Genomic DNA, 20,085 nt, shown 5'->3' on the forward strand with positions numbered 1-20,085 from the left:
TAGAGCTGAAAAGTTCTTTACTTGTCGAGTCGTAGAACCTTGGTGCGTAGGACACCGTCGTTCAGGTTCAGGACACGATCGAGCTCGAGCACGGTTGCAGACTCGCACTTGAGATCGACGACGGCGTAAACGCCCTCTTCCTTCTTGTTGATTGGGTAAGCCAAACGGCGCTTGCCCCAGACATCAACCTTCACAACGTCACCCTTGTCCTTGCGGACAACCTCGAGGAATTTATCCAGGGACGGGGCAACAGTGCGCTCATCCTGAGAAGGATCGAGAATGATCATGAGTTCGTATTGACGCACGGACCTCATCACCTCCTATGGTCTAGTAATTGTTTCGGCCACGCCTTTTGACGTAGCAGGAGGGTCGTTGCGTCAGCAACCTTTTAAAGGTACACCAAACGCGCGGAAATGTCGATTCCTAATTTTTAGGATTTTTCAACCGAGGCGCCGGCATGAATTCCGGGTGGGGAATCGGGGGCGCTGGAAAGTTCTTGATCTGCAGCGCGCACACCGGTAGTTGACATACTTGCGAGGGTCAGCGCAGATACAGCCAGAATCCCTGCAATTGACGTAGAGCTCTTTGCCTTTTTCACCAGGCATCTACCTTTCGCCGTGGTCACTGTGATGGTGGTCCTATTTTCATTAACGCACGCGGCCACAGCATAGTTCCCAACTTTTAGGAAACGGCGCGGTTTTTCGTCGAAAAGCGGTTTTAGGTGGGGTTTGAGGCCCAAAAAACGGCGATGATCACAGGAATAATGGTGATGAGCACAATCGCTACGCTAAATAGCGCCCAAATTTGGACATTTGATTTTTTATACATGAAGCTTGCGAAAGCGCCTCCGAAAAAGAGGAATCCGATAAACACGCTGGTCATCGTGATCAGCAAAACTGTATTGCTCAATTAACTTCCCTTTTTTGCTTTTCGACGCCGGCTGCGCGCTGAGGGTTTGGCAGCAAAGGATCAAGACCCTGATGAGCATCCACAACTGGATCGGCGGCCAAGCCGCACATCTGTCGAATAACCAACACCACCATGGCCACGATAAAACCATCACGCAGCAGCACAATTAGATCGAGCATTTCATGGGGAATTCCCATGTTCTCTGCACCCAGCATATGCCACATCAAAATCGGCCACACCATGGCGTCTACCACCATCCACGTCAGCAAAAGCTTCCAACGAGGCAGTGCTAACACGGCCAGTGGCACCAGCCACAAAGAGTATTGCGGGCTCCACACCTTATTAAAAAGCAAGAATGCAGCAACAATGAGGAAAGCTAATTCTGCCACTCGAGGTTGACGCTGCACTCGCAATCCAAAAATCGCGATTGCCAAGCAGGAGAGTCCAAAGAGGGCAAAACTGATGACATTAAGGGTTGCTGGGTCATTAAAAGACAGCGGAATGTTGCGGTCAATAACCTGATAAATGGTAGTCCACTCCGCGCCTCTTTCGCGGTTAAGCCGGAGGAATTCATTCCAGGCGTTCGGATACATCAGCATCACAGGCGCATTAACTACTACCCAGCTCACCACCGCAGCAGCAAGCATTTTGAGGAAATTGGGCAGTTTTCCGGTGCGCACGGACAGCACTAAATACGCACCCAAAAGATATAGTGGCCACAGTTTGAAGGCAGTGCCAAGCCCGATGAGCACACCGGCCCACATAAAATTGCCCCGTTTTACAGCCAACATCGCAGCAACCACGGCGGTGATGGAAGGGATATCCCAGTTGGTAAAAGCATGAACCGCAACAAGGGGAGAGGCTGCAACCAGCACCGTATCCCAGACTCGATTGCCAGTTAGCTCTGCCACCATGCGAATGACCAACACCCAGAAGAAGCTCAAAGCCAGAGCTGTCACAATGAAATAGAGGCCAGCTTCGGGGAGGGAATGAAAAGGCAGGGCATCAATAATGGGATAGATAAAGCGAGTAATAATCGCGCAAATCCACTGAAAAATACCGCCCAGAACCGGGTATTCCATATACCTGGTGAGATCACCCTCCTGCCAAGAAAAGGCATAGGGGAAGCCAGGCATATCCAGCCCGCGGCCGGCGTATAGCGGAACGATGTCGTTATAACAGGCGGAAGTGTATTGCCGGTTTCCCGACCAATTGAGGGAAATTACGCCTTCCGGACTGCGCGAGCCCTGAATGCAATTGGCTTTTGTTAAGAACCCACCGGCAAGAAACAGCAAAGATGTAAAGATTAAAACGCGCAGGGGAGTCCAAAAACGCTGGCTTCCAACTTGCGCAAAACGACCAAAAGGACCGCCGATTGCGTTGATGAAATCATGTGCCACAGGTTCGGTAGCTCCCGGGGAGACTCGATTATTTACCTGTTTGTGCAGCGGCATATGGCTTCCTCATTACATTCGGCGGTCCGTTTATTCGACTTCGCGAGCCCCTTAGCGCGGATAGCTCAGTGCTAGTTTAACCCGCTCCGATCAACTCGCCCGGAATGGTAATGCCGGGGAGAATCTCCACCGCGCCACCACCAGTATCAGCTGGCTGCTCTGCAGCAGGGGCAGCCGGTGCTGCGGGAGTTACTGGCTGTACTGCTGAGGTAGCAGGTACTGCAGCATCAACGCTAGGCACGGTGTCCTGAACGGTGCCGGTGTCTCCATAAGAATCACTGGTGTATGGGGTTGGGCTCCATACATAATCAGCTGCTGGAGGATTGCCATATCCCAAGGCCGGTGCTGCTGGCCAAGATTCCAAAGGAGAGGTTTCCAGGGCATTATCCATGGTGGCCTTCCAGATGGAGGCTGGGGTGTTGGAGCCGTACATGAGGCCACCCCACTGGTTATAGAGTGCAGTGTTATCAGCGGTACCAACCCACACTGCGGTAGCTAGCTGTGGGGAAGCGCCAACCATCCAGGCGTCCTTGTTGTTGCCGGTATCACCAAGCTGAGTGGTACCAGTCTTTGCAGCAGATACCTGGCCATCGGCAAGCCCATTGTTATTAGCACTAGCCGCAATTGGGGCCATCGCATCAATGAGGTTCAAAGCAACCTTCTCAGAGACACGGCGCTCACCCTCGCCATCTTCAAACTCATAGAGCACTTCGCCACTGCGGGTTTCCACCTTGGAGACAAAGTGTGGGGAATGCCAAACACCTTCATTTGCGATGGTGGCCATTGCAGAAGCCATATCCAAAGGACGGGATTCGTACTGGCCCAAGATGATGCCCTCATAAGGAGTCTCACCATTTTCGGTCAGGGTCTCTGGGATGCTTGGCAAAGATTCAGCAATACCCAGTGCATGTGCCATATCAGCAGTATCCTGTGGACCATTTTCCAGATCCTGCTGCAAGCGGATAAAGCTGGTGTTATAGGACTTCTTCAGTGCTTCCTTGATGGAACAAGCACCACAGGTAGCGTCGTTGGCATTGTAAACAGTGATGTCACCGGTGGTTACTGGCTCAGAGCTATAGATCTGAGAGGTTGGAATACCCTGCTGCAGCGCAGCGGCTAGACCGAAGATCTTAAAGGTAGAGCCAGTCTGAATTGGTGCATTGGCATAATCCCAGCCAGCTGCGTCCTCGCCACCGTAATAGGCACGAACTGCACCGTTATTGGGATCGATGGACACTACAGCAGCACGGTTGTTATCAGTCAGGGTTGCCAGCTGATCGCGTACCGCATCAACCGCACCTTGCTGTGCCTTTGCGTCGATAGTCGTGGTGATCTGCAGGCCACGAGTTTCCACATCTTCTTCTGTGATGCCGAGCTCGCTCAGTTCTGCCATGACATTGTTCTTAATCAAACCATTGGTGCCGGTTGCCTCGGTATAAGCGCGGTTGTTGGCAGGGTCAGTGGTCTGCGGATAGGTAGCCTGTGCACGCTCTTCAGCCGTGATGGCTCCGATTTCTGCCATGCCGTCCATGACATAGCTCCAGCGAGTCTCAGCCTCTTCTGGGTTGGTCCATGGATCTAGCTCGCTGGGGCGCTGAATACTTGCTGCCAAAACAGCACCTTCAGCTGCGGTCAGCTGGTCCACTGGCTTATCAAAGAAGGCATGGGCAGCTGCCTGGACACCATAGGCATTGCGGCCAAAGTAAACAGTGTTGAGGTATGCCTCAAGCACTTCATCCTTTGACCACTCATTTGCCATCTTGGCGGAGTAGACCAATTCCTTAGCCTTACGGATCAAGGAACGCTCGTCACCAACCACGGCTTTCTTCACATACTGCTGGGTAATGGTGGAGCCACCGCCAGCAGCAGGGTTACCGGTAATCACGCCGATTGCGGCACGTGCATAACCGGTGATGGAGAATCCGGGGTTTGAATAAAACTCACGGTCCTCGGCAGCGAGCACAGCATTGCGCACAACTTCGGGAACCTGGTCAATAGAGACCATTTGGCGGTTACCTTCAGGTGGGACAACGCGCGCGAGCTCAGTGCTGCCATCAGAGGCGTAGATCTGCGAGACCTGTGGGGAAACCAGTTCCTCAGGCTCGGGAACATCGACGATGATGTAGGCGCTCATAAAAACTAGGGCAGGGATGAGGATAACCGCAGCGATAGCGCCGAGGAAGGCGTTTCGCTTGGTTAAGCTCTTCTTGGCACTTTGTGCTCTTCGTTTGCCACCGCTTGTTGGGGCAGCGGAATTATTGCTATTCGTCAACTGGAGTGTCCGTTCAATCAGATTTGGTTCTTATCTGAGGTGTTTGCTGTAAAGAATACTGTGCTTATGGTAATTCGCCTGAATCTGGGAATTAGCTGGCCATAGCAGTTTCCGCCTTGAGTAGGTGATTCCATTTACAAGCAGGGCATACTTCGACTGTGTGGACAGTGCATTGAGGAGCTTTAGCTACCAGCAATGCGATTTCCTCTTCGCTTCTTGCTGATCCAGCTGCTTTTCCAATTTCCTCTCCATAAACCCATAAAACAATGCGTAGCTGATCACTTTCACAGATCGGACACGGATAGCTGGCTGGCTGCCCGTGATAACGACCTGCAGTGACTAGTAGGAAATCTGCATCACAAATCGATGCTTGTGACACCAGCCCGGCACGAAACTGACGAATCGTCTGCCGGCGCGCGAGCTGGTGACTGATCTCATTTCGATATTGCACCACGCGTACTAGTGTAACCCCCGCAGGCGCGCGCTCTAGACCCAGGAATATTCCTTTAAATTGTATTTTCCCTGTGAAAATATTGGAATTCATTGTATATAGCTTCAGGAACGGAAATTACCAAGTATTCGGGCTAAACTGGCATCCATGACTGACGCAAAAACAGAGGATCTTGCCTCCCGCGTGCGACCCGCACTAACGAAGCTCTATGTCCTCTATCTCCGCCGTTCTGCAAACTCCGACCTTTCCGGTCCACAATTGACAATCTTGAGTCGCCTCGCAGAAAACGGCCCCTCGCGAATCAGCCGCATTGCTGAACTTGAAGATATTCGTATGCCTACCGCTTCCAATGCTTTGCACCAACTAGAGCAACTGGATCTGGTTGAGCGCATCCGTGACACCAAGGATCGCCGTGGCGTTCAGGTACAGCTGACCGAACATGGTCGCGCCGAATTGGACCGTGTTAATAAGGAACGCGATTCTGAAATGGCTCAGCTACTGGATATGCTCAGCCCAGCACAGCTTGAGCGTGCCGAAGATCTGGTTGATATCATCACCGAATTAGCTGAGGTGTACGGTAACTGGAAAGAGCCTAAAAGCGATTCCTAAGTTCCCCAACCCTGACTCCGGAAATTGATGAACGAACCTCTCCGCGTACTTGTATCCTGCCGCCCCGAAGAATCCCCGGGGGGCAATTCGGGTAAACCGAATGACTCAGTATTTGAGTTTGCTGCGTGGCTAGCACGCACCTCGGAAATTAACGTGCGGGGAATTACCACCTTCATTAGACCTTGGCCTTCCTCCTCAATTAGTAAATTGGGTGGGAAGTACCAAAAGTGGTTTAAGAATTTGGATTCTTTTTATCGGAACCAAATCATTAAATGCCTCAAAGATGCCGGCGTCAGCAAGTCTCAGTGGGATGAGAATGTATCGGTATTTGTTGATGGCCCTTCGGAATCCTCACTGCTTACCCATGCCGCCAGGGATTTTGAAGCTGACCTTATTCTGCTGGGCTCCGATGCGACCGCACCCAAAGGTCGCTTCCTCGCTAGCTCCACTGCCGATGCACTCCTGCACTCTTCACCTGTGCCACTGGGTTTGGTGCCACGGGGAGTCAAACTTTCTAAAAAGGGTGTCACCCGAGTTAATTATGCTTTCACCAGTGAAAGTGAAGACTTTGGTCCGGGATTAAGTTACGCAGCAGAACTTGCCAATACTTGGGAAGTTCCGCTGCGTATTTTGTCATTTTCCCCCACTGGCCTCACTGACTCACCAATGTCGGACAAGCTGGATCTCACCACTGAGCTTTCAACTGAGTGGCGCGAAATCACCCTCGCTCTCCTTGATCGTGCCCGCGATGAAGTTCTTAATGTGTATCCAGGACTGAATGTCAGCAGTGAAATTGGATCAGGTTGGGGCTGGAATGGTGCCATCGAAGCCCTGAAGTGGAAGAAGGGCGATCTTTTGTGCCTCGACTCCCATCGCACTGATACCTTTTCCCGCGTTTTTGTGGGTTCGGAAACCATGGAGATTATCCGCAACTCCCCAGTGCCCACCATCATTTACCCAGGGCCCTAGCCGGTGTGTGTACCCCACAGCGGGGGAGAAGACTAGTATTAAAGCCTCTAGAGGAGGAAAATTCCATGGCCAAACAGCCACGCCCGCTCAATCCTGAACACCCGGAAAATGACCTCAGCGAAGAAGCTGATTATTCCAACCGTCCGCGCCCTATGGCCGCCGATGTGGAAAGCCTCGCGGATTTCCCTGATCCAGCCGAGCTACATCGCAAAAATCAGCATTCCTCAAAACAAGCCATCCTTTATGGCTTGGCGGTTCCCCTCGTCACTTTTATTTCCGCCTATATTTTGGCGTGGGTAGCGCGCCTGCAGGGTGGTCCGCTTTGCGACGCCGGCACAGCCACCTGGATTTGTTCGCGCTCAGCCGAGCTCTGGTGGCCGATTTCCACCAGCATCATCGCCTTTGGTGGCATGCTCGGAGGGGCCTGGATTCTCTATGACAAATACCGCAACTACCTGCGCTGGCGCGCGTGGATGGGCGTGCTGTGGATTTTGATTCCTTTTAGCATGCTGTGGGCAACATCCGTTTTGCCACTGTCCATTTTGGGACATTAAAAAAATTAACCCTTAAGCACGCTTAAGGGTTTTGTCATTTAGATTATTCTGCGGTGTTTCCAGCGGAGCCGAGCACAACCTCGAACTCCAAAAGTGAGGCGCCGGAGGCAACAGGCTTCTTCTCAGAACCGTGTGCACCCTGGCCGTGGCCGCCCTGTGCCTTTTCAGCATCACGCCACGCGTTATAGCTGGCTTCATCAGCCCACTGAGTGACCACAAAATAGCGGTCTTCACCAGCAACTGGACGCAGCAATTGGAAACCTTCAAAACCAATTGCAGAATCTACTGCATGCTGGCGGGCGACAAAGCGCTTTTCCAACTCAGGGCCAGCGCCTTCGGGAACAGAAATTGCGTTAATTTTTACGATGCTCATGCTTTGCCACCGTACCGTCCAGACAATAAAGAATGATTAAAAGCTCCTGTGACAATTGCCTCAGGAGCTTTAAAGTGGCGCCCCGCCTGGGGCAATGCGCCCCACCGTGGAGGGGCGCGTCGACAAGCGCTAGTTTGTTGCTACTAGTGGGTCTACGCCACGAGCTGCATAATCTGCAGCGATCTCGGCGCAGCGCTCGCGCTTGCAGTGCCGGGTTTCCACATTTTCGAAGCAATCAGGGCACATGAGGACTAGCTCGCGGCAATCATCTTCATTGATGCAGTGCTCGAACTTGTTTGTCGGGGTATCGCAGTGAATGCAGTGGCCAAGGCGCTTATAGTCCTCGCCGAACTCCATGTGCATGCGCTTGTCAAAGACGTAGAGGGAACCCTCCCACAGGCCTTGGTTGCCAAATTGCTCGCCATAACGAACGATGCCGCCATCAAGTTGGTAGACCTCTTTGAAACCGCGGTTGATCATCAGGGAGCTCAAGATCTCGCAGCGAATACCACCGGTGCAATAAGTCACCACTGGCTTATCTTTGAGGTCATCGTATTTGCCGGATTCAATTTCCTTGATGAAGTCATGGGTGGTCTCAACATCCGGAACTACGGCGTCTTTGAACTTACCGATCTGCGCTTCCATGGCATTGCGTCCATCAAAGAACACAACCTCATCGCCGCGCTTTTCAACTAGCTCATTAACCTGCTGTGGTTTCAGGTGCACGCCACCGCCAACGATGCCGTTTTCATCAACCTTGACCTCATCAGGAGCTCCAAAGGCCACAATTTCTTTGCGAACCTTCACGCTGAGCTTAGGGAAGTCTTCCGCGCTACCCTCGGACCACTTAAATTGCATACGGCTGAAGCCGGGGTGCTCACGAGTTTTCTTGATATATGCCTTGCAATCATCAATATCGCCGCCGACAGTGCCGTTGATTCCGTGTTCCGAAACCAAGATGCGTCCGCGCAGGTTGAGTGACTCACAAAGCGTACGCTGCCACAGCTGAACCGCCTTCGGATCAGACAAAGGGGTGAATGCGTAATAAAGAAGAATTTTTCCGGTAGCCACGGTTTTATTCTAATGCCCACAGTGTCCAGCTAAAAACCACAGGGATCTAGTGCCATCCAAGTACACCGCGCTCCCCATTTGGGGGTGAAGCTTTATCGATCAACCGCTCTTGCTTAATCGATCATGATCTTTGTGCACCTCAATGGGCATTTTTGAAGACGTAGCCTAGCTCAGTGGGTGGCGCTGCTCGAAGGGTAGCGCTGCCGTCATATTGTCTTTTATGCCTTTTAGAGGAGTTTTAGATGTCTTCCAAAACCATTCGGGTTGCTATTGCTGGCGTTGGTAACTGCGCTACGTCATTGATCCAAGGTGTGGAATTTTACCGCGATGCCGACCCTGCAGAGACCGTCCCTGGACTAATGCACGTAAAGTTCGGCGATTACCACGTGGGTGATCTTGAATTTGTTGCCGCATTTGATGTCGACGCCGAAAAAGTAGGCGTTGACCTCGCCGACGCCACCGAAGCCTCCCAAAACTGCACCATCAAAATCGCCGACGTTCCCACCACCGGCGTTACTGTCCTCAGAGGTCCCACCCTAGACGGGTTGGGAGACCACTACCGGGCGATGATCGATGAGTCCACCGCCGAGCCAGTCGACGTAGCCCAGGCGCTTATCGACGCAAAAGCAGATGTTTTGGTGTCTTATCTCCCAGTTGGTTCAGAAGAAGCCGATAAATTTTATGCTCAAGCAGCTATCGACGCTGGCTGTGCCTTTGTCAACGCACTTCCTGTATTTATCGCCTCTGATCCCGAATGGGCCCAGAAGTTTAGCGATGCCGGACTTCCCATCGTTGGCGATGACATCAAATCCCAAGTCGGCGCAACCATTACCCACCGCGTGCTAGCTCGCCTTTTTGAAGAACGCGGCGTTCGAGTTGATCGCACTATGCAGCTGAATGTAGGTGGCAATATGGACTTCAAAAACATGTTGGACCGCAACCGTTTGGAATCCAAGAAGATCTCCAAAACTCAGGCCGTTACTTCCAATATCACCGATGGCCCGCTAGCTGGGAAAATCTCAGATAGAAACGTCCACATCGGACCTTCTGACCATGTGCAATGGCTAGATGACCGCAAGTGGGCTTATGTTCGCCTCGAGGGCACCGCTTTTGGTGGCGTGCCTCTGAACTTGGAATACAAGCTCGAGGTATGGGATTCACCTAACTCCGCCGGCATCATTATCGACGCCGTTCGCGCCGCCAAAATTGCACTAGATAGAGGCATCGGCGGACCGATCCTGCCTGCGAGCTCCTATCTAATGAAGTCTCCTCCAGAGCAGCTTCCTGATGATATTGCGCGAGAGCACCTAGAAGCCTTCATTATTGGTGAATGACTTCTAACCTCAAGTGGGGCAGTTTAAGGCCTTAGAAAGCCAACTAGTGCCCCACTTTTCCGGGGTGAAAGGTGTTATATTCACCAACCGTGCCAATTTACCCAAAAACTGGAGTCCGGCACAGATTTTTGCGTAAATACGGACCGCGCAGGGCCTAATGTGGAGCCCAATTCACCCAAAAACTACCTCCAAGGCATCCTTTTGGGGTGAATTGGGACTCTTCCCTTAGTGCCCTTAGCGCTTGCGGTAGAGCGCCTTGCGCTGATACTTGGGCTCGGAAGTCACCAAAACGCCTAGGTTGCGGAAGATGGCCTCGTCTACAGATCCCAAAATGGTGGTGGTGTGGACATCACAGCCCTGCAGATTCTTCAGTTCTTGCAGGGCCAGTCGGGCATTTTCGGAATTCGCGGCAGAAACCGAGAGTGCGATGAGCACTTCATCGGTGTGCAGGCGTGGATTGCGGGAGCCTAAGTGCTGAGTCTTCAGAGATTGAATGGGTTCGATGGATTCGGGGGAGAGCAAGTCCACGGAACGATCAATACCGGCGAGTTCTTTAAGTGCATTAAGCACCATGGCGGCTGAGCAACCGAGGAGTTCAGAGGTTTTACCGGTCACCAGGCGTCCGTCGTGAAGCTCAATGGCTGAACCCGGCGCGCCGGTGGCCTCTTCGACAGACAGTGCGCTGGCAACCACGCGGCGGTCGTCGACGGTGCAGCCGGCTTTGCTCATAACAATGGCGACGCGGCTGGAGATGGTGTCATCGAGGCCATCGCGGCGCTCATCAACTAGGGCTTTGAAGTAGCGGCGCACAATTTCTTGGCGGGCGGCCTCACGGCAGGCCTCGTCATCGGTGATGGCGTAACCAGCCATATTAACGCCCATGTCAGTGGGGGAGTTATAAGGTGAGGATCCAGCAAGGATCTCCAACATGGTCTTGAGCAGCGGGAATACTTCCACATCGCGGTTATAGCTGGTGGCCTTTTTGTCATAGGCAGCGAGGTGGAAAGGATCGATGATGTTGATGTCGTCGAGGTCCGCGGTGGCTGCTTCATAAGCAAGATTGACGGGGTGCTCAAGTGGCAGATTCCAGATGGGGAAGGTCTCAAACTTGGCGTAGCCAGACTTGATGCCACGCTGGTGATCGCCATAAATCTGGCTGAGGCAGGTAGCGAGCTTTCCAGAACCAGGGCCCGGCGCGGTCACAACAACGAGGTTGCGGCTGGTTTCTACATACTCATTAAGACCGAAGCCTTCTTCGCTGACAATGCGGCGTGCATCGGTGGGGTAACCCGGAATAACGCGGTGTACTGCAACTTTGATGCCCAGGCGCTCCAAACGCTGTTTAAAGGCAAGTGCTTGGTAGTTGTCATCTTCAAGCTGGGTGAGTACTACGTGTTCTGCCAAAAAGCCCAGCTCACGGAATACGTCAATGAGGCGCAGGACATCTTCTTCATAGGAGATGTCGAGGTCAGCGCGGGTTTTCTTGCGCTCAAGATCTTTGGCATTGATGGCCACGAGGATTTCCAGCTCATCTTTAAGTTCCATGAGCATGGCGATTTTATTGTCGGGGGTAAACCCAGGCAGCACGCGGGAGGCATGCATGTCGTCGAAAAGCTTTCCACCCATTTCTAGATAAAGCTTGCCGCCAATTTGTTCGCGTCTTTCATTAATATGCTCTGACTGCATCTTGATATAAAGGTCGCGATCGAATCCGGTGCGCATAGCGTCAACTCCCCAGTTGCTTCAGCTGATTTTTAACCCTTTGGACTCTACCCTCTGCTTTAGCTATTGCTGAATACGCTGTTGTGCTGGCTAAAGTTAGGTTTTATGCCAGAAGGACACGTGATTCATCGCCTCGCTCAAGAGCTGCATAAAAATTTCGGCGACGCCGAGCTGGAAGCTACCTCGCCCCAGGGGCGATTTGCCCGCGAAGCAGCGCTTATCGACGCAACCCCCATCTCACGTGCAGAGGCTTTTGGAAAGCACCTCTTTGTGGAATTTGAAAGTGCCCATCCGGAAAATATTGTGTACATCCATCTCGGTTTGATTGGCACCTTACATTTTGAGCCAGCTACAGAGACTCGTGGCCAGATCCGTTTGCACCTTTCCAATGGTGAAATCGCAGCTAATTTGCGTGGCCCGCAATGGTGTCGCCTCATTACCGATGCCGAGCGCAGTGCTGCCATTGCCAAATTGGGTGCCGATCCCATTCGTGATGACGCTGATCCATTGCCGATTCGGCTGAAGGTGCAGCGTTCACAACGCAGCATTGGATCTTTGCTTATGGACCAAAAACTCTTTGCAGGTGTGGGCAATATCTACCGTGCTGAAACCCTTTTCCGATTGGGGATTTCACCTTTTACTCCCGGTTCGCGCATAGGTACTGCGCAGTTTGAAGCAATGTGGGACGACCTAGTGTTGCTGATGAAGGCGGGTGTGGTTGCAGGGCGAATTGATACTGTGCGCCCTGAGCACACTCCCGAAGCTATGGGCCGACCACCCCGCAAAGACGATCATGGGGGAGAGGTATATACCTATCGGCGTGCTGGCCAACCTTGTTTGGTGTGTGGCACTCCAATTCGGGAGCAAGTTATGGAAGGCCGCAATCTCTTTTGGTGCCCCAGCTGCCAGACTTAAACCTGGGTTAGGTGTTAAAAGTACCTAAGAACTTGCCTTCTCGACCGGGCTCTTTATGCTTGCGCCGGTATAGTTCGGGAAGTACATGCAGAAAAAACAATGGTTGGGAAGAATAATGCGACTGCGCCGGACAATTGCCCGGAAACCGATAAATATTTCACGGCTACTTCTGCTCCGAATTCTGCCCGTTTTAATCATCCTGGGCATCATCTGCGTGTTGATTGTTGCCTTCTTTGTATATCCCGCCAAGGCGCAGCCTCATAAGGTTGACGCCATTTTGGTTCTAGCAGGCTCCAGTGATGGCCGCCATGAACTTGGTGCTCAGCTAGTGGAGCAAGGCTATTCAGATAATTTTGTAGTTTCCAATCCAGAAGGTGCCAAAGACAAAGTAGGTTATGCCCACTGCGCTGGCAACAAACGTCCGGATGGGGCGACTTCCTATTGCATGGATCCTTATCCTGTTATTACCTCAGGCGAGGCGCGCACCTTTAATATCCTGGCCCAGGAACATGGGTGGGAAAGTGTCATGGTGGTAACCAGCCGTACCCACACGCAACGTGTTCGCACCATGTTTAACCAGTGTTATGGTGGCGATTCCACGGTTTATAGTCTGCCCAAGGCTATCAATAGGCAGGCTCTTAAAGACGCCATCCTCCATGAGATTGGCGGCTTTGTGAAGTTCTGGATTACCTCTCCTTGCTAATTAGGTGGCAGAGTGACCTTCCAATTCCAAAAGCCACTGCTTAGCTTCCAGCCCGCCGCGGTAACCCCCTAAGGTTCCATCAGTGCGCAACACTCGGTGGCAAGGGGCAAAGATTGGCAGGGGATTGGTGGCGCAAGCAGTGCCCACTGCTCTAACTGCTCCGGTGTTGTTGAGCTCCGTTGCAAGCGCTTTATAGGTGCGAGATTCTCCATAAGGAATGCTCAACAAATGTTGTTGGACTTTGCCACGGAAATTGAAATTCGCCTCGCTGGGCCACTGCAGAGGAGTCGAAAATTCCTTGCGCTTGCCACCAAAGTATTCTCCAAGCTCACTGATCGCTTGTTCCAGAATAGCGTTTTCTCCAGGGACAGAGTCAACAGTGCAGGCGGCGTAGTTTTCATCGGCAAAAGCCACATAGGTTAAGCCTTGATCATTGGCCACCAGAAGTAGCTCGCCAATGGGTGATTCATATCGAAGATGGTGCATGATCTTAAGCCCTCACAACAATCTTTCCTATTGTTTTTCCTTGTTCCACCATGCGGTGGCCTTCCATGAGGGAAGCTGCATTAAGTCCGGTGAGCATCTCATTTTTAGGGCTCTTGATTTTCCCCTCATCCACCAGCGCCGCAATCTTATTAAGAATTTTTCCCTGCTCAGCCATATCTGGAGTTTCAAACATGGCCCTGGTGAACATAAATTCCCAGTGCAAAGCGATGGACTTCTGCTTAAAGGCCCCCAGATTTGGTGCAACTGGGTCGTCGATAAGCACAAGGTGTGACTGTGGCTTCATAAGCTGGGCTAATTCCACCTCACGGCCGGTGGTCCAGGAGCTAAACACATAATCCACATCCTGAATTTGCTCACTGAGATTGTGTGAATGATCAATAACCTCATGTGCCCCCAGCTCTTTTACCCAGGCTTGGGATTCCGGACGGGAGGCAGTGCCCACAACCTTAAGCTTTGTGAGTGTGCGTGCCAGTTGAATGATCAGCGAGGGCACCCCTCCGGCTCCACCCAGTACCAAAAGGGTTCCCTCTGAATCTGCAGAAACACCCAAACGATCAAAAAGTGCTTCCCAGGCGGTGAGTGCTACTAAAGGCAGAGCGGCTGCTTCAGTGTCTGAAATATTACGTGGAGCTGTGCCGACAATTCTTTCATCTACCAGCTGAAACTCCGCATTGCTGCCTTGGCGCTGATTTGAACCGGCATAAAAAACCTTATCGCCAGGAGTAAAGAGCGTGACTTCCTTGCCCACTTCAACAACAGTGCCCGTGGCATCAAATCCCAAAATCTTCGGAGTTTCTTGCTTCCCGGCGCGCATGCGTGTTTTGGCATCAACTGGATTGATGGAAACAGCAGCAATTTCTACCAGTACATCCCGCGGACCTGGGTTTGGTCGCTCCACCTCTACGTCAATGAGAAAATCTGGATGATCAGAGGGCAAAGAATCCAGCATTGCTACAGCAGACATTGTGGGCCTAAAAGTGTCCTGGTGCACGCTCATGCACCCGATGTTAGCCCTCGAGTGCTTTTCCTGCCGATAATTTATGTCACCTTTGAATAAGTTTTTGGTTAACTATCGTCTTTTGTAGGTAAAACCTCAACTTTAAGTTAGTGTAGGCTAACTTTACATGAATAAGAGACTGTTAGTTCCCCTGCTAGGCACTGCCCTCCTGCTGAGCGGATGTGGGGCTACAAATGAAGATCCCACTGCACCCTCAGAGTCCTCTGCAACCACTGCAGGGAACACCGTAGAAACTGCCCTTGGCACGATCACTGTGCCTAAAGAAGTCAACTCTGTAGTCATTCTTGAAGGCCGTCGCGACCTTGACATTGCGCTCGCCTTGGGCTTGCCAGTTGTGGGGTACCCCTACGAGGAAGCAGGATCGCTCGAGCTGGAATCTCCATTGGCAACCCAATTGGAGCAGGCTAAAACCAATGGGGCAAAGGAAATTTTCGCAGCCGACAACATCAGCCTTGAAGCAATTGCAGCAGCAGATCCGGATCTCATCATCTCGAGGCTCAGTGACATCGAACCCATCCAGGAGCAATTAGAGACCATTGCCCCTGTTCTCCCCATTGGCGAACAAGACACCAGTACCTGGCAGGATGATCTTCGATTGGTAGCCCAAGCCACGGGTACGGAAGCACGCGCTGCGGAGCTAATTGCAGACTATGACTCCCGCGTGGAAACGCTCTCCACTCAATATGCTGACACACTTGCAAATAACACATTCGCGCCGGTGAGCTTTAATGGTGGAACCTTCGAAACACGCCCAAATAGATTGCTTTCTGTTGTTTTACAAGATCTGGGAGCCACCCCATCCCAAGCTTTTGCCACAGCTATTGACGGTGAAGAAACCGAATACAGCCCCGAGCAATTGCTTTCAGGTTTCAGCGATGCAGATGCCTTGATCATGTTGGTTAGTAGTCCCCAGACTTGGCAAGACCTGCAGGATGACCAGCTCTACCAACAATTACCCGCAGTCTTAAACCATCATGTCATGCGTTCTGATAAACAAACTCATGAAGGCGGACCGCTCACTGCATTGCACGCTTTAGATGTCATTGAAGAATTGCTAAGAACCTACAAGTAGTTTGCTTTTATCTGGTCGAACTCCTGCTTCCTAACTATTGTTGTGCGAGTCTAAGTAGCACACCAGGCAAGCAGTGTGTGACAGGCTTATGCCACGTCAACCAGCCAGATAAGGAAAAGCCATGAACACCAATCACGCATCTGAAGCCCGGTTTCCAATTGTTCCTTTGACTGCGATGAGTTTTGCGGCTTTTGTCTATGTCACTTTTGAAATGTTTGCGGTGGGACTTATTCAGCCAATGGCGCAGGATCTGGGTGTGACAGAGTCTCGTATCGGTTTGCTCATGACGGCATATGCAGCTGTGGTTGCGGTGATTACTATTCCGCTCATGATGTGGGTGTCGCGTTTTAATAAGCGCACCGTTTTCCTTGTTACATTGGGTTTTTTGCTCATAGGAATTGTCATTCAAGCTCTCACCATCAATTATACGATGTTGGCGATTGGCAGAATCACCGCAGCACTAACTCATGGCATCTTTTGGGCCTTGGTTGGTCCTATGGCAGCACGAATGTCACCTGGACATACTGGCAAAGCAGTGGGAATCGTCTCTATTGGATCCACCATGGCATTGGTTATGGGCTCACCATTGGCAACCTGGATTGGCGAGCTAGTTGGCTGGCGCGTCGCATCCTGGATTTTGGGAGCACTGACGGTTGCAGCGATAGCCGTGCTCATACCTACTGTGCCATCCTTGCCACCGCTGACCAGTACAAAGGACAACACCAAGAAGCAACTGTCCTGGGGACTTATTTCTTTGATAGTTTTCCTACTCCTAGCAGTAACAGGAGTGTTTGCCGCCTATACCTATTTGGGCTTGATTTTGGCAGCGAATGCGGGGAGCGCTCTTGTTTCCACCGGACTTTTTGTCTTTGGCGCAATGGGGCTCATTGGCGTAACGGTAGCTACCCGCACAGTGGATCGTCGTATGTTGCGTGGCAGTGCCCACACCACCACCTTGTTTATTGTGGCAGCAGTTTTAGGACATCTCGCTTTTGCCAGCGGTGGAATGCTGGCCACAGTGCTTGTTTTTGCCGCAGTGGCAGTTTTTGGAGCAGCTTATGGTGCGCTTCCCACTCTTGGTACCACTATCTTCTTACATGCGGGCCGTGAAAACCCTGATTCGGCCTCCTCGATCTACGTGGTGACCTATCAGGTGGGAATTGCATCCGGCGCAGCACTTGGCGCACTGGTGGTGGATGCCAACTGGATCGCCGGAACTTTGTGGATCCTGGCCGGGCTGTCTTTGGCTTCCACCTTGGTTTTAGCGCTGTGGGCCCGTCCGCTTTTGCGTTAGTGCTTAATCAACCAGCTTCTCATAAAGATCATCAAAGATCTCTCGTGCCTGCACATAGTGCTCGCTATAACGAGGTTGCAGTTCTTCGCCAAATGGTGGCAGCGCACGGTCCCCACCTGCATCAAGAACCTCCAAAGCAATCAACGCCGTGCCCCGCAAGGTGGCACGCTTCATCTCAAGTGGAAGCACCGGGGTGCTGAGTGCGTCGCAAAGCATATGGAGGAATTCGGGGTGGTCGGTGGCCACGCGGCCGGAAGCAATGACGCGCTCCGGGGTGGCGCCGGCGAGCTCCATGTGATGCCAAACGCGCTGGTAGGAGAGGGCAAGGGATTCAAAAACGCCGCGCCATACTTCTGCCGGGCCGCTGTTGGTCTGCAGGTTAGTGATGCTGGCGCGCGCGGCACTGGCCCAGCCGATGGAGCGTTCGCCGCTGAAAAATGGCAGCACGGAGGGCACGGTGTCCATTGGTGGGCCAGCCAGGATTTCGCCCAGGTTGTCTGGCTTAATGATGGTGGCTTCCAACCAGCTCACTGCGCGTCCGACATCGTTGAGGGCACCGCCCACAATGCACTGTTTGGCAGATACCCGGTAGCACCACAATCCGAAGGGGATTTCTGCAGGTACGCCTGGCAAAATAACGCGCATGGCACCAGAGGTGGCAGCTGCGACGGCAACCGTTTTAGAATCCACCGCGCCGGGACCGATATTGGAAGGCCAGCCATCTGGAATGGCATGGAACCAAGGAAGCTGCTCTAGGAAAGCCCACTCAGGATTTTCGAGATTGGCGGAGGTATCAGGCTGATCGGGGTCAAAAATTCCAGAGAATAACGCTGGATCAACGCCGATATGCTCTAGGATTGGCAGGTCCAATTCACCAGTGTGAGCATTAAGAATGCCACTCCAGGCAGCAATAGAGGTGGACATGCCTTTGATACCAGCGATCTTAAAGTAGACATATTCACCGATGGTCATCACATGAGCAGCTTGGGCAAAAAGCTCAGGGAATTCAGTTTTCAGCCACAAAAGGCGTGCTGGGTGATAGGAAGGATGCAGGCGCACGCCGGTGCGGGCGTGGTATTCATCCTCGGAAATTTCAGTGCGCAGCTGTTCCACATACTTGGCAGATTGCGCATCCGCATAGGTATAACAAGGGGTCAGCGCATTCCCAGCGGCATCAACCAAAATAAGTGATGATGCAAAAGAATCCAGCGCAATACCTGTGATTTTATCTTTCACGCCATGCGCTTCGGGCTGTTCAATAATGCCCGCCATGACGCTGCGAATTTCTTCTACAACCTGATCTGGGTCAATGGTGGAGCTACCTTCTCCAGCATTAAAAGCATGAGAAACGCGCTGCTTAGAGGCTTTAATCGGGCAACCTGAAGCATCATAAAGACCACCTCGGGAAGCTGTTGATCCAATATCCATCGCGAGCACATAAGGAGCGCGAGAGTTTTCAAATTCAATGGACATTGTTGGAATGGATCCCATGAAGCTTCCTTTAATGGTCTGACTATTAGGCGGTTTTAGTTAAGGATATAACCCAAGCTCCACGGTCAGAACATCCGGCAGCCTCATACCCACATCAACAACCTTATCCGGATCACCCAACCGCGGACCTAAAGCAACCAATACCGCGAAGATTACTGCCAAAAATAGCGCCAGCACCACCCATATCCAATAACTTCCCTTACCAAGGATACGTGCACCTACCTGGGCAATAATGGCGCCACAAAGTGCCCCCAAGGCATTAAAAATAACATCGTCAATATCGGAATATCCCAAGCGGAAAGCATATTGTGCGCATTCGATGAGCACACTAAAAAGTGCGCCGAACAAGGTTGTTTTCAGCAATAAAGGCCGAGATAATAGTGGCCACGCTAATAAAGGCCGTGTCCCAGTTCCTCTCGGAGATTCTGACAATTTGTCCAGCAACGCGTAGAGCAAAACCCCAAAAGGAACAAAGAAGGCAAAGTTTCCGCCATAGCCAAAAAGTGGTGAAAACCAACTGCCTGGTTCCCCGAAGTCATTAAGGGGAGCTAGCGAAACTGAGCGATTGCGGTGTGCAGCAGGCTCCCACAGCAGACCAATTACAAAAAAAGATTTCAACATGGTTAAAGAAACCATTACCGCACTATAAGCAAGTAACGCACCAGCTAAGAGCTGCTTACTAGGACTCTTCATGTCCCCAAGATTAAATCCTTGGTCCCAAAATAACGAGGACTAAGAAAACCACAGCCACCGCAATGGCAAGCGCCACCCACAGCCCATTAGCGCGCGGACCAGCAACTTTGGCAATGAATGCACCTATAAAGGCACCCAAAGTATTAAATAAAATATCGTCAATATCGGTATATCCCAGGCTGAAAATATACTGCGTTATTTCAATGGCGATGCTGCATAATGCGCCCAACAAAGTCGTCTTAAGCAGGGGAAACCTGCCCCCACGGCGCAATCGATGCACCCCGGCGCGCCCGCTTCCGCGCCCACCGAGCCCGCTAAGACCACTAGACCAACGCCAACCACCTCCGCGCAGCAACGCATAAACCAGCAGTCCAAAGGGCACAAAGAAGATGAAGTTTCCGCCATAACCAAAGAGCATGCTCTGGAAAGATTCTCCCACCATTGCGTCATTAAAAGGAACGAGGGAGACTACCCGGACGCGACCAGATTTGTAGCCCCAAAGCAGGCCAATCGCTACAAAGGGTTTAAACACTGTCAGCAGTGCCATGACCCAGCCATAAACAAAAAGGGACAGCACAATTAACGGAGCGCCGACACCAGCACCGCCAGAGACACCAGCACCACTAGGGCGACCCGGAACACCAGCACCACTAGGGCGACCCGAGCTAGCCAAA

At 52.0% G+C, this 20,085-nt stretch carries 22 protein-coding genes; 8 read left to right on the forward strand and 14 right to left on the reverse strand.

The genetic code is table 11. The annotated features are described in order from the left end of the window. Nucleotides 1–17: 17 nt before the first annotated feature. The 6 genes from rpsF to H924_RS12650 all read right to left on the reverse strand — a co-directional run bounded on the left by rpsF (nucleotide 18) and on the right by H924_RS12650 (nucleotide 5,089). Nucleotides 18–305: a 30S ribosomal protein S6 gene (gene rpsF / locus H924_RS12630; RefSeq protein ID WP_015652347.1), complete on the reverse strand. Its 288-nt coding sequence runs from the start codon at nucleotides 303–305 to the stop codon at nucleotides 18–20. A gap of 125 nt (nucleotides 306–430) precedes the next feature. Beyond that, nucleotides 431–598 carry a hypothetical protein gene (locus H924_RS14280; protein ID WP_155861968.1) on the reverse strand — a complete coding sequence of 56 codons (168 nt, stop codon included), beginning with the start codon at nucleotides 596–598 and terminating at the stop codon, nucleotides 431–433. A 119-nt stretch (nucleotides 599–717) separates the two neighbouring features. Then, nucleotides 718–909 (reverse strand): hypothetical protein, encoded by a 192-nt coding sequence (locus tag H924_RS12635; protein ID WP_015652348.1) that lies wholly within the window; start codon nucleotides 907–909, stop codon nucleotides 718–720. After that, a complete protein-coding gene (locus tag H924_RS12640; RefSeq protein ID WP_015652349.1) occupies nucleotides 906–2,363 on the reverse strand; it encodes a glycosyltransferase family 87 protein in 1,458 nt (485 codons plus the stop codon). Before H924_RS12640 ends, H924_RS12635 begins: the two co-directional genes overlap by 4 nt. A gap of 76 nt (nucleotides 2,364–2,439) precedes the next feature. Then, the gene (locus tag H924_RS12645; RefSeq protein ID WP_015652350.1) at nucleotides 2,440–4,635 is read right to left on the reverse strand and encodes a transglycosylase domain-containing protein; all 2,196 of its coding nucleotides are present in this window, start codon (nucleotides 4,633–4,635) and stop codon (nucleotides 2,440–2,442) included. Nucleotides 4,636–4,726: 91 nt separating this feature from the next. Further along, nucleotides 4,727–5,089: a DUF5318 family protein gene (locus H924_RS12650; RefSeq protein ID WP_029703548.1), complete on the reverse strand. Its 363-nt coding sequence runs from the start codon at nucleotides 5,087–5,089 to the stop codon at nucleotides 4,727–4,729. A gap of 144 nt (nucleotides 5,090–5,233) precedes the next feature. Here H924_RS12650 and H924_RS12655 point away from each other — a divergent pair, with 144 nt between their 5' ends. The 3 genes from H924_RS12655 (at nucleotide 5,234) to H924_RS12665 (ending at nucleotide 7,218) form a co-directional block, all read left to right on the forward strand. Then, nucleotides 5,234–5,695 (forward strand): MarR family winged helix-turn-helix transcriptional regulator, encoded by a 462-nt coding sequence (locus H924_RS12655; RefSeq protein ID WP_015652352.1) that lies wholly within the window; start codon nucleotides 5,234–5,236, stop codon nucleotides 5,693–5,695. Nucleotides 5,696–5,722: 27 nt separating this feature from the next. Beyond that, nucleotides 5,723–6,664, forward strand: a complete 942-nt coding sequence (locus H924_RS12660; protein WP_015652353.1) for a universal stress protein — start codon at nucleotides 5,723–5,725, stop codon at nucleotides 6,662–6,664. A gap of 65 nt (nucleotides 6,665–6,729) precedes the next feature. Continuing rightward, nucleotides 6,730–7,218 (forward strand): hypothetical protein, encoded by a 489-nt coding sequence (locus H924_RS12665; RefSeq protein ID WP_015652354.1) that lies wholly within the window; start codon nucleotides 6,730–6,732, stop codon nucleotides 7,216–7,218. A 43-nt stretch (nucleotides 7,219–7,261) separates the two neighbouring features. Here H924_RS12665 and H924_RS12670 read toward each other — a convergent pair whose 3' ends face one another. Further along, entirely contained in the window at nucleotides 7,262–7,591 is a 330-nt protein-coding gene (locus tag H924_RS12670) for an antibiotic biosynthesis monooxygenase family protein (protein ID WP_015652355.1), read from the reverse strand. 129 nt (nucleotides 7,592–7,720) lie between these two features. Continuing rightward, nucleotides 7,721–8,662 carry an oxygen-dependent tRNA uridine(34) hydroxylase TrhO gene (gene trhO, locus H924_RS12675; protein ID WP_015652356.1) on the reverse strand — a complete coding sequence of 314 codons (942 nt, stop codon included), beginning with the start codon at nucleotides 8,660–8,662 and terminating at the stop codon, nucleotides 7,721–7,723. Between the two features lie 242 nt (nucleotides 8,663–8,904). Here trhO and H924_RS12680 point away from each other — a divergent pair, with 242 nt between their 5' ends. Further along, on the forward strand, nucleotides 8,905–9,996 hold the full coding sequence (locus H924_RS12680) for an inositol-3-phosphate synthase (RefSeq protein WP_015652357.1): 1,092 nt from the start codon (nucleotides 8,905–8,907) through the stop codon (nucleotides 9,994–9,996). Between the two features lie 234 nt (nucleotides 9,997–10,230). On the opposite strand, the gene H924_RS12685 is transcribed toward H924_RS12680, so the two are convergent. Next, nucleotides 10,231–11,718: a DUF1846 domain-containing protein gene (locus H924_RS12685; RefSeq protein ID WP_015652358.1), complete on the reverse strand. Its 1,488-nt coding sequence runs from the start codon at nucleotides 11,716–11,718 to the stop codon at nucleotides 10,231–10,233. Between the two features lie 105 nt (nucleotides 11,719–11,823). On the opposite strand from H924_RS12685, the gene H924_RS12690 reads away from it, so the two are divergent. Both H924_RS12690 and H924_RS12695 read left to right on the forward strand, forming a co-directional pair. Continuing rightward, complete coding sequence (locus H924_RS12690; RefSeq protein ID WP_015652359.1) at nucleotides 11,824–12,633, forward strand: Fpg/Nei family DNA glycosylase; 810 nt, start codon at nucleotides 11,824–11,826, stop codon at nucleotides 12,631–12,633. Nucleotides 12,634–12,847: 214 nt separating this feature from the next. Continuing rightward, nucleotides 12,848–13,336, forward strand: coding sequence for a YdcF family protein (locus H924_RS12695; RefSeq protein ID WP_015652360.1), 489 nt, complete (start codon nucleotides 12,848–12,850; stop codon nucleotides 13,334–13,336). On the opposite strand, the gene H924_RS12700 is transcribed toward H924_RS12695, so the two are convergent. Beyond that, nucleotides 13,337–13,822, reverse strand: a complete 486-nt coding sequence (locus tag H924_RS12700) for a methylated-DNA--[protein]-cysteine S-methyltransferase (RefSeq protein WP_015652361.1) — start codon at nucleotides 13,820–13,822, stop codon at nucleotides 13,337–13,339. 4 nt (nucleotides 13,823–13,826) lie between these two features. Continuing rightward, nucleotides 13,827–14,840: a zinc-binding alcohol dehydrogenase family protein gene (locus H924_RS12705; protein ID WP_035107907.1), complete on the reverse strand. Its 1,014-nt coding sequence runs from the start codon at nucleotides 14,838–14,840 to the stop codon at nucleotides 13,827–13,829. A 127-nt stretch (nucleotides 14,841–14,967) separates the two neighbouring features. Between H924_RS12705 and H924_RS12710 the strand changes: the two genes are divergently transcribed. Beyond that, a complete protein-coding gene (locus tag H924_RS12710; protein WP_015652363.1) occupies nucleotides 14,968–15,933 on the forward strand; it encodes an ABC transporter substrate-binding protein in 966 nt (321 codons plus the stop codon). A 121-nt stretch (nucleotides 15,934–16,054) separates the two neighbouring features. Continuing rightward, on the forward strand, nucleotides 16,055–17,227 hold the full coding sequence (locus H924_RS12715) for an MFS transporter (protein ID WP_015652364.1): 1,173 nt from the start codon (nucleotides 16,055–16,057) through the stop codon (nucleotides 17,225–17,227). Between the two features lie 3 nt (nucleotides 17,228–17,230). Here H924_RS12715 and H924_RS12720 read toward each other — a convergent pair whose 3' ends face one another. Genes H924_RS12720 through H924_RS12730 form a run of 3 tightly spaced genes read right to left on the reverse strand, consistent with a single transcriptional unit; the run spans nucleotide 17,231 to nucleotide 20,084 of the window. After that, nucleotides 17,231–18,718, reverse strand: coding sequence for a gluconokinase (locus tag H924_RS12720; RefSeq protein WP_015652365.1), 1,488 nt, complete (start codon nucleotides 18,716–18,718; stop codon nucleotides 17,231–17,233). Between the two features lie 39 nt (nucleotides 18,719–18,757). Then, complete coding sequence (locus H924_RS12725) at nucleotides 18,758–19,411, reverse strand: VanZ family protein (protein WP_015652366.1); 654 nt, start codon at nucleotides 19,409–19,411, stop codon at nucleotides 18,758–18,760. 10 nt (nucleotides 19,412–19,421) lie between these two features. Continuing rightward, nucleotides 19,422–20,084: a VanZ family protein gene (locus tag H924_RS12730; protein ID WP_245533876.1), complete on the reverse strand. Its 663-nt coding sequence runs from the start codon at nucleotides 20,082–20,084 to the stop codon at nucleotides 19,422–19,424. Nucleotide 20,085: the final 1 nt, after the last annotated feature.

It is taken from the genome of Corynebacterium callunae DSM 20147 (assembly GCF_000344785.1).
Taxonomy (GTDB): Bacteria; Actinomycetota; Actinomycetes; order Mycobacteriales; family Mycobacteriaceae; genus Corynebacterium; species Corynebacterium callunae.